A 9,239-nucleotide genomic window follows, 5' to 3' on the forward strand; every position below is an offset into this window, starting at 1 on the left:
GCCACCGGTGCCACCGGAACGGGCAAGACGATGCTCGTCTCCAAATTCATCGAAGACGCCTGCCGCAACAAGGAACGCGCGATCCTGTTTGCCTATGAGGAATCGCGGGCTCAGCTGCTGCGCAACGGCACCAGCTGGGGCATCGACTTCGAGCAGATGGAGCAGGACGGGCTGCTCAAGATCATTTGCGCCTACCCCGAATCCACGGGCCTTGAGGATCACCTGCAGATCATCAAGACGGAGATCAGCCAGTTCAAACCGTCGCGGATGGCGATCGATTCCCTCTCGGCCCTGGCGCGCGGTGTGAGCCACAACGCCTTCCGTCAGTTCGTGATCGGGGTGACCGGCTACGCCAAGCAGGAGGAGATCGCCGGCTTCTTCACGAACACCTCCGAGGAGTTCATGGGCAGCCATTCGATCACCGACTCCCACATCTCCACGATCACCGACACGATCCTGTTGCTGCAGTACGTGGAGATCCGCGGGGAGATGGCCCGCGCCCTGAACGTGTTCAAGATGCGCGGTTCATGGCACGACAAGGGCATCCGCGAATTTGTGATCACGGGCAATGGCCCTCAGATCAAGGATTCCTTCTCCAACTTCGAGCGGATCATTTCCGGTGTGCCCCATCGGGTCACCACCGATGAGCGCAGCGAGTTGTCGCGCATCGCCCGCGGCGTCTCCACCGAGGACTGATCTAAAGCTCCACGGCCTCGGCGATGGCGTTGCGGCTGCGCCGTTCCGCCTGCAGTTGCAGCTCATCCTTGTCGGCCTCCGCCAGGGGCAGATCGAACCAGAAGGTGGTGCCCACCTCGGGCTCACTCGCCATCTGAACCTGGGCGCCGTGTTTCTCGAGGATGCCCCGCACGATCGAAAGACCCAGTCCGGTGCCCACTTCCGTGTGAACGGCGTTCTCGACCCGGAAGAAGCGATCGAAGATGCGCTCCTGATCAGCGCTGCTGATGCCGCAGCCCGTGTCGGCAATCTCCACCCTCAGCTTGGGCAGCGGTGAGGTGAGGGCGCAGGTGGGTCCATCACTGTTGGTGATCGCCGTTCCCTCCACCGAACAGGCGTCGGGCCAGGGATAGGCCCGCAGCGCCAGGGGGCCGCCGGGCCGGCTGAACTTCAGAGCATTGCCCACCAGGTTGTCGAGCACCTGGAGCAGCAGGTCCCAGTTGCCCAGCACCTCGGGCAGTTCTTCGGGAACATCCAGCACCAGTTCCACCTGGCGATCCTCGGCATTCAGCCGGTAGGTGCGCAGGGTCTGCTCCATGGCCGGGCGCATGCTGATCGGTTCGAACTGCAGCGTCCGGCCCGACTCCAGCCGGGAGAGGTCCAGCACATCGTTCACCAGCCGGGTGAGTCGATCGGTTTCGTCGTTGGCGACCCCGAGAAACTCCTTCTGTTCATCGGGGCTGAGCTGATCGCCGAGGTCGTGCAGGGTTTCGACGTAGCTCTTGATGTTGAACAGCGGCGTGCGCAGTTCATGGGAGACGTTGCTGATGAAGCGGCTCTGGGCCGCATTCAGTTCCACCTCGCGGGTGAGGTCTTGGATGGTGACGGCGATGCCCTTGAGGGTTTCACCGCTGGCATCTCGCACCGCTTGCAGAACGATGCGCAGGGTGCGGGCCGGTTCCCCCACGCTGCAGCGCAGGTCTTCACTGTCGGCCGCGCCACCGAGCAGGGAATCGAGGGGACTGTGCAGTTCGATGGCCAGCAGTTCCGGCAGTTCCCCCACCAGCTCCTGGCCTTCCAGGCTGCGCCCTTCCCAGCGGAACAGACGCCGCGCTGTGGGATTGGCCAGCACGATGCGGCCGTCGGCATCCAGCAGCATGGCGCCGTCGGCCATGGTGGCGATCAACGACTGCTGCTTCACCTGGGCGGCGGTGAGCTCCTCGATGTTGGCCTCGTCGTAGGCCTCGAGCTGGGAGGCCATGGCGTTGAAGCCGGTGAGCAGTTCCCCCAATTCCCCGCCCACTGGCAGGTCAACCCGGGCACCGAAGTTGCCGGAGGCGACCGAGCGCACCCCCCGCAGCAGTTCCTTCACCGGGCGGGTGATGGTGAGGGCGTTGAACACCGCGCCCAGGATCACCAGCACCCAGATCGAGATGAACACGGCCACGGTCACCTCCCGGGTGAGGGCTGCGCTGGCCAGGGCCGTCTCATTCGGGTTCACCCCAAGGCCGAGAACGCCGTAGTACTGACCCCCGCGGATCAGGGGGACGAACACATCGGTGACGGCACCCTGGGGCGTGAGGTGTTGCCGCACCAGGGGGTTCTGGGGGCGTCGACGCAGCTCCTCGGGCAGCTCCAGTCGTCGGTTGAGACGAAGCTCTCCATCGCCACTGCTGGGGGTTCCGCTGATCGGGATCCCCAGGTAGACGACGCCTTCGGGGTCGGCGAAGAAGATGTAGCGGACGCTGCGGCTGGAACGCCAGAACTTTTCGGCGACGTTGGCCAGCTCACGGTCCTGGCCCTGCGCCACCAGCTCAGTGACATTGCCGGCCAGCAGCAGGCCCAGATCCCGGGCGTAGCGCGTGTCGTTCATCACGGCATCGCGCTGAATTCCGTTCAGCGCGAAGAAGGTGATGCCCGTCATCATCAGGCTCACCACCAGGGTGGCAATCGCCAGCAGCTTGGTCTGGAGGGTGAATTCCGCCCACCAGGCGGTGATGCGGTCCCAGAGGTTCTGGTCGTCCCCCGGCGGCTTGCCATTGGGGGGAAGCGCCCAATCAGCGATTGCTGCTCCGCTGCCGCTGCTCATCCGCCCGAGCGCACCTGATGGCCGATGTCTCGACGGTAGGTGATTCCGGCGTAATCCAGCTGATTGAGGCCGTTGTAGGCCCCGGCAAAGGCGGCATCGAAGTCATCGCCCTGGGCGACGACGGCCAGCACCCGGCCCCCTGCGGTGAGCAGTTCGCCGGAGCTGTCGCGGCGGGTGCCGGCATGGAACAGCTGATGGTTGGGGCTGGGGGCGAGGTCGATGCGAATCGCATCGCCTTTGCGGGGAGCCTCCGGGTAGCCCTCGGCGGCCGCCACAACGCAGGCACTGCAGCGTTCGGCGATGCTCAGCTGCGGGGCCAGATCGAGGCGTCCCAGGGCACAGGCCTGCAGCACGGCGCCGAGCTCAGGGCCGAGCAGGGGCATCAAGGTCTGGCATTCGGGATCGCCGAAGCGACAGTTGAACTCGATCACCTGGGGCCCATCGGCCGTGATCATCAGGCCGGCATAGATCACGCCGCGGTAATCGATGCCCCGTTGGCGCAGGGCCTTCAAGGTGGGCTCGAGCACGATGCGGCGCACCTCCTCGAGGCCCTCGGCATCCAGAAGCGGGGCGGGGGCATAGGCGCCCATGCCGCCGGTGTTGGGGCCCTGGTCGTGATCCTGCAGGCGCTTGTGGTCCTGGCTGGTGGCCAGGGGCAGGATGTTCTTGCCGTCGACCATGACGATGAAGGAAGCTTCTTCACCGGCCAGGAATTCCTCGATCACCACGCGCGCACCGGCGTCGCCCAGTTTGTTGTCGGAGAGCATCATGTCCACGGCCGTATGCGCTTCCTCCAGCGTCATGGCGACCACCACGCCCTTGCCGGCAGCCAGGCCATCGGCCTTGATGACGATGGGCGCACCCTTCAGGGCGATGTAGTCATGCGCGGCCGCCACGTCCGAGAAGGTCTGGTACTCGGCGGTCGGGATGGCATGGCGCTGCATGAAGGCCTTGGCGAAGTCCTTGGAGCTTTCCAGCTGCGCCGCTTCCCTGGTGGGGCCAAAGATCTTCAGGCCACGGGCGCGGAAGACGTTGACGATGCCGGCCGCCAGCGGGCCTTCCGGGCCGACCACGGTCAGCGCCACGTGTTCCTGCTCGACGAAGTCGGCCAGGGCCACGGGATCGGTGATGGCGATGTTCTGCAGGCGCTCGTCGAGCGCGGTGCCGCCATTGCCGGGAGCAACATAGACCGTCTGGATGCGCGGCGACTTGGCAATGGCCCAGGCCAGCGCATGTTCACGGCCACCGGAGCCAACAACTAGGATTTTCATGGGATAGGAAGATAAAAGTGGCGAATGGGGCGGAAAGGGTCGTCTTGTCCGTATCTTTATAAACCGGCTGGGTGATCGGGTGAATTATTCTTCGATCACGGCGTTGGTATAGAGCTCCTGGGTATCGTCCAGGTTCTCCAGCGCATCCAGCAGCTTCTGCATCCTGACGCCGTCCTCGCCCGCAAACACGGTCTCGGTGGAGGGCTTCATGGTGATCTCGGCGACTTCGGCCTTGAAGCCGGCGGCTTCCATGGCGGACTTCACGGCCGAGAAATCATTGGGAGCGGTCAGCACTTCGATGCCGCCTTCGTCGTCGGTGAGGACGTCTTCGGCACCGGCTTCGAGCGCGGCTTCCATGACGGCATTCTCATCGGTACCGGGCGCGTACATCAGCTGGCCACAGTGCTTGAAGAGGAAGGCCACCGAACCTTCGGTCCCCATGTTGCCGCCGAACTTGGAGAAGGCATGGCGCACTTCGGCCACGGTCCGCACGCGGTTGTCGGTCATGCAATCGACGATGATGGCGGCGCCGTTGATGCCGTAGCCTTCATAGCGCACTTCTTCATAATTCACGCCGTCCAGGGCACCGGTGCCGCGCTGAATGGCGCGGGTGACGTTGTCCTTGGGCATGTTGGCGTCGGAGGCACGGTCCACGGCCAGGCGCAGGCGCGGGTTGGTGTCCGGATCGCCCCCGCCCATGCGGGCGGCGACGGTGATTTCCTTGATCAGGCGGGTCCAGACGCGACCACGCTTTTCATCCTGACGGCCTTTACGGTGCTGAATATTGGCCCATTTGCTGTGTCCAGCCATGTTGAATCTTTCCTGCGAGAGGGTGAGGCCAGAACCGTCCCGCCTGCGCAAGCCGCTCCTGGAGGCGCCTCGGCAAGACCGGCGGGCGCGGGCAAGGCATCGCTGCAGCAGGGGGACCCGGCGCCCAGGGTTCGATATTGCATTTCCTGACGCCATGTTCTGACTATAATCGGGCGGGCATTTTACCATACCGCCACCCCGTCATTTTTGCCTTGAAGGCCCAGTCGAGATGATTAATCCGCTTCCCATCGCTACCCATTCCGGCGGGCAACTGTGCCTGCTGCCGCAACTGGCCAACCGTCACGGCTGCATCACCGGTGCCACCGGCACGGAAAAGACGGTCACCCTGCAGGTGCTGGCCCAGGCCCTCTCCGATATCGGCGTGCCGGTCTTCATGGCCGACGTCAAGGGCGACCTCTCCGGCCTGGGCAAGGCCGGCAGCGCCTCCCCCAAGACCAGCGCGCGCCTGGCCCAGCTGGGCCTGCCCGAACCGGCCTGGGCCGCGGCACCGGTGGCGTTCTGGGACGTCTACGGCGAACTGGGCCATCCGGTGCGCGCCACCGTCTCCGACATGGGCCCGCTGATGCTGGCCCGCATGCTCAACCTGAACGATACCCAGCAGGGCGTGCTGCAACTGGTGTTCAAGATTGCCGATGACCACCGCCTGCTGCTGCTCGATACCAAGGACCTGCGCGCCATGCTGCAGCACGTGGGTGAAAACGCGGCGCAGTTCAAGACCGAATACGGCAACATCTCGGCTGCCAGCGTGGGGGCTATCCAGCGCGGGCTGATTGCCATCGACGAGCAGGGCGGCGACCAGTTTTTCGGCGAACCGATGTTGAACATCGAGGACTGGATGCAGACCGATGCCCAGGGCCGCGGCATCATCAACATCCTCGCCGCCGACAAGCTCATGAACGCGCCGCGCCTGTATTCCACCTTCCTGCTGTGGATGCTGTCGGAACTGTTCGAGCACCTGCCCGAAGTGGGCGACCTGGACAAGCCCAAGATGGCTTTCTTCTTCGATGAAGCGCACCTGCTCTTCGATGAAGCCCCGAAGCCGCTCCTGCAGAAGATCGAGCAGGTGGTGCGCCTGATCCGCTCCAAAGGCGTGGGCATCTACTTCGTCACGCAAAATCCGCTGGACATCCCCGACACCGTGCTGGGCCAGCTCGGCAACCGCGTCCAGCACGCCCTGCGCGCCTACACCCCGCGCGACCAGAAGGCGGTGCAGGCCGCCGCCGAAACCTTCCGTCCCAATCCCATGGTCAATACCGCCCAGGCCATCACTGAGCTGGGCGTGGGCGAGGCGCTGGTGTCCTTCCTCGATGAGAAGGGGCGGCCCAACATGGTCGAGCGCGGCTACGTGCTGACCCCGGCCTCGCAGATCGGCCCGATCAGCGTGGAGGAACGGCGCGCCCTGATCGCGTCTTCGCTGGTGGCCGGCGTCTACGAACAGGCCATCGACCGCGAATCGGCCTATGAGCGCCTGAAGGTACGCGCAGTGCAGCAGCCGCAGGCGGCCCCGGCGCCCGCTCCGCAACCAGTCCCCGCTCCAGCCGATGACAATGCCTGGGGCGCATCGGCAGGCCGCAGCGCACCGGCCCCTGCCAGCACATCGCGTCCCAGTGGCGGTGCGCGCATGCCGCAGCCCGTTCCACAGCCGCAGTCACAGCAAGATCAGGGCGGCGGTCTGGGCGATCTGCTCAAGGATGCCGCCGGTGGCATCTTCGGCAGCGGCAGCGGCAATCGCCGCAGCGATTCTCCCCTGCAGGCCATGGTCAAGTCGGCCGCGCGCAGCATCGGTTCGCAGGTCGGGCGCGAGCTCATTCGCGGCGTGCTTGGTTCGCTGATGAAGAAGCGCTGACACGGTGCTGCGCCCGCCCGCGCGGCGCGTGCGCAGCCCAGGGTTTACAATCGCGGCCATGACTGCCGCCCACACTCCCGTTCATTCCACTCCGCGCCAGGCCTTCCTGGGCGGGCTGCTGCTCGCCATCATTGGTGCCATCTTCTTTTCCGCCAAGGCCATCGTGGCCAAGCTGATGTATCGCTACCAGGTCGATGCGGTCATGGTGATCACGCTGCGGATGTTGTTTTCCTTCCCCATGTTTGCCGCCGTGGCGCTGTGGAAAGCGCGCACCCAGCCGCCCTTGGCGCGCGCCGATGTGCTGCGCATCGTGGTGCTGGGATTGATGGGCTATTACCTGTCGAGCTTCCTCGATTTCCTTGGGCTGCAATATATTTCGGCCGGGCTGGAACGCCTGATCCTGTTCCTTACGCCTTCCTTCGTGATGCTGATCGCGTTTTTCTTCTTCAAGCGCAAGGTCGGCTGGATCGAATGGGCGGCGCTGCTGGTGTCCTACTTCGGTACCGTGCTGGTGCTCCAGCATGACCTGCATACCGGCGGCAGCAACGTCATCCTCGGCAGCGCCCTGGTGCTGGGGTCGGCACTGAGCTATTCGATCTACCTGATCTCTTCGGGCGAACTGGTGCGTCGGGTCGGCGCGGTGCGGCTGGTGGCCTATGCCATGTGCGTCTCCAGCGTGGCCTGCCTGATCCAGTTCTTCATCTTGCGCGCGCCCGCCGACCTGGTCACGCAGGTGGCCCCGGTGTACCAGCTTTCACTTTTCAATGCAGTGTTCTGCACGGTGCTGCCGGTGTTCCTGACCATGGTGGCGGTGGCCCGCATCGGAGCCCCCACGGCCGCCCAGGCGGGCCTGGTGGGGCCGGTCTCGACGCTCTTCATGGGCGCCGTGCTGCTGGATGAACCGATCACCGGCATCCAGCTGGCCGGCACCGCCCTGGTGCTGGCGGGCATGTGGCTGCTGTCGCGCAAGAAGCGCTGAGGCGTTCTATACTGCCTCTCGATATATGAATGTTCAGGCTAGAAATCCACTCACTACAAGGAGACCCAGATGGCAAAAGCAATCCGCATGAGCAAGACCGGCGGCCCCGAAGTCATGGAATATGTGGATGTGGAAGTGGGCGAACCGGGTCCCGGTGAAGTCCGCATCCGCCACGCTGCCGTCGGCCTGAACTTCATCGATTGCTATTTCCGTTCTGGTCTCTATCCGCAGCCGCTGCCAGCCGGCCTGGGCCAGGAAGCGGCCGGCACCATCGAAGCGGTGGGCGCGGGCGTGGCCGGTTTCCAGGTCGGTGACCGCGTGGCCTATGCTGGCCGTCCCAATGGGGCTTATGCCGAAGCGCGCGTGATGCCGGCCGACATCCTGGTCAAGCTGCCGGATGCCATCAGTTTCGATACCGCAGCGGCCATGATGCTGCAGGGCATGACCGTGCAATACTTGCTGCGCCAGACCTATGCCGTGCAGCCGGGCGAGACCATCCTGTTCCATGCGGCCGCCGGCGGCATCGGCCTGATCGCCTGCCAGTGGGCGCGCGCCTTGGGCGTGAACCTGATCGGCACCGTCAGCAGCGACGAGAAGGCGGCCCTGGCCAAGCAGCATGGTGCGGCCCACGTCATCAACTACACCACCGAAAACTTCGTCGAACGCGTCAAGGAAATCACCGGCGGCAAAGGGGTGCCGGTGGTCTATGACGCCATCGGCAAGGACACCTTCACCGGCTCGCTGGACTGCCTGCGCCCGCGCGGCATGATGGTCAGCTTCGGCAATGCCTCCGGTCCGGTGCCGCCATTCGGCGTGTCCGAACTGGCCTCGCGCGGTTCGCTGTTCCTGACCCGCCCCTCGCTGGGCAACTACATCGCCACCCGCCCTGAACTCGATGCCACCGCCGGAGACCTGTTCGACATGGTCGAGAGCGGCAAGATCAGCATCGAGATCAACCAGCGCTATGCCTTGAAGGATGTCGGCCAGGCCCACGCCGACCTGGAAGGCCGCAAGACTACCGGTTCGACCATCCTGATCCCGTGATGGCCGCGTAGTCGCCTGAAGACCCTGACACAAGAGGAATGCCTATGGACCAGCCCCCGCGCGACCCCGGCCTCGACAATCCCATGGGCCATCCCCCCGAGCAGGCGGCCGGCGCCGACGGCTCGCCCAAGTTCGGGCGGCTGTTGGCGGTGCTGATCTGTGCGGTGCTCATGATCGTGGTCATCACCTTCGCCAGCGAAGCCTACTTCTCCTGATTTTCCACTGGATATCGAAATTCTTCGGTACGGATCTCGCAAGTTATCGGGGTTTACCCAAGACTATGCGTGGATCACGCATTTTTCTCCGTCTTGATCGTCAAATGCTGCCTTCGGCGTTTGGGTGAATTCCTTCACCTGAACGCCTCCAGGGAGAACATTTTTGGCGGGAGAGGGAGATGGGAAGGAACTGGCACGCGGTCGTTGTCTGGTGCGGCCGTCTGGCCTTGGGCGTGGCGTGCGGCCTGCACGCTGCGCAGGCGGCCGAGAACGGGGGGAGCCCGCAGGC

General features: G+C 64.7%; 8 protein-coding genes. 5 read left to right on the forward strand and 3 right to left on the reverse strand.

Annotated features, from left to right (window positions below; translation table 11 throughout):
• The coding region (locus B3873_RS11970; RefSeq protein ID WP_286866278.1) for an ATPase domain-containing protein at positions 1-696 on the forward strand (696 nt) is incomplete at its 5' end.
• 1 nt (position 697) lies between these two features.
• Here B3873_RS11970 and B3873_RS11975 read toward each other — a convergent pair.
• The 3 genes from B3873_RS11975 to B3873_RS11985 all read right to left on the reverse strand — a co-directional run bounded on the left by B3873_RS11975 (position 698) and on the right by B3873_RS11985 (position 4,845).
• Positions 698-2,764, reverse strand: coding sequence for an ATP-binding protein (locus B3873_RS11975; RefSeq protein WP_115131830.1), 2,067 nt, complete (start codon positions 2,762-2,764; stop codon positions 698-700).
• On the reverse strand, positions 2,761-4,035 hold the full coding sequence (purD, locus tag B3873_RS11980; protein ID WP_286866282.1) for a phosphoribosylamine--glycine ligase: 1,275 nt from the start codon (positions 4,033-4,035) through the stop codon (positions 2,761-2,763). Before purD ends, B3873_RS11975 begins: the two co-directional genes overlap by 4 nt.
• A gap of 84 nt (positions 4,036-4,119) precedes the next feature.
• The gene (locus tag B3873_RS11985) at positions 4,120-4,845 is read right to left on the reverse strand and encodes a YebC/PmpR family DNA-binding transcriptional regulator (RefSeq protein ID WP_034336305.1); all 726 of its coding nucleotides are present in this window, start codon (positions 4,843-4,845) and stop codon (positions 4,120-4,122) included.
• Positions 4,846-5,074: 229 nt separating this feature from the next.
• Between B3873_RS11985 and B3873_RS11990 the strand changes: the two genes are divergently transcribed.
• The 4 genes from B3873_RS11990 (at position 5,075) to B3873_RS12005 (ending at position 8,950) form a co-directional block, all read left to right on the forward strand.
• A complete protein-coding gene (locus tag B3873_RS11990) occupies positions 5,075-6,712 on the forward strand; it encodes a helicase HerA-like C-terminal domain-containing protein (RefSeq protein ID WP_286866286.1) in 1,638 nt (545 codons plus the stop codon).
• Positions 6,713-6,770: 58 nt separating this feature from the next.
• Positions 6,771-7,691: a DMT family transporter gene (locus B3873_RS11995; protein WP_199900317.1), complete on the forward strand. Its 921-nt coding sequence runs from the start codon at positions 6,771-6,773 to the stop codon at positions 7,689-7,691.
• 69 nt (positions 7,692-7,760) lie between these two features.
• On the forward strand, positions 7,761-8,735 hold the full coding sequence (locus B3873_RS12000; RefSeq protein WP_134136729.1) for a quinone oxidoreductase family protein: 975 nt from the start codon (positions 7,761-7,763) through the stop codon (positions 8,733-8,735).
• A gap of 44 nt (positions 8,736-8,779) precedes the next feature.
• Entirely contained in the window at positions 8,780-8,950 is a 171-nt protein-coding gene (locus B3873_RS12005; RefSeq protein ID WP_166675083.1) for a hypothetical protein, read from the forward strand.
• The last annotated feature ends 289 nt before the right edge of the window (positions 8,951-9,239 follow it).

Source organism: Herbaspirillum sp. UBA812 (assembly GCF_002296545.1).
In the GTDB taxonomy this organism is placed as follows: Bacteria; Pseudomonadota; Gammaproteobacteria; order Burkholderiales; family Burkholderiaceae_D; genus Herbaspirillum; species Herbaspirillum huttiense.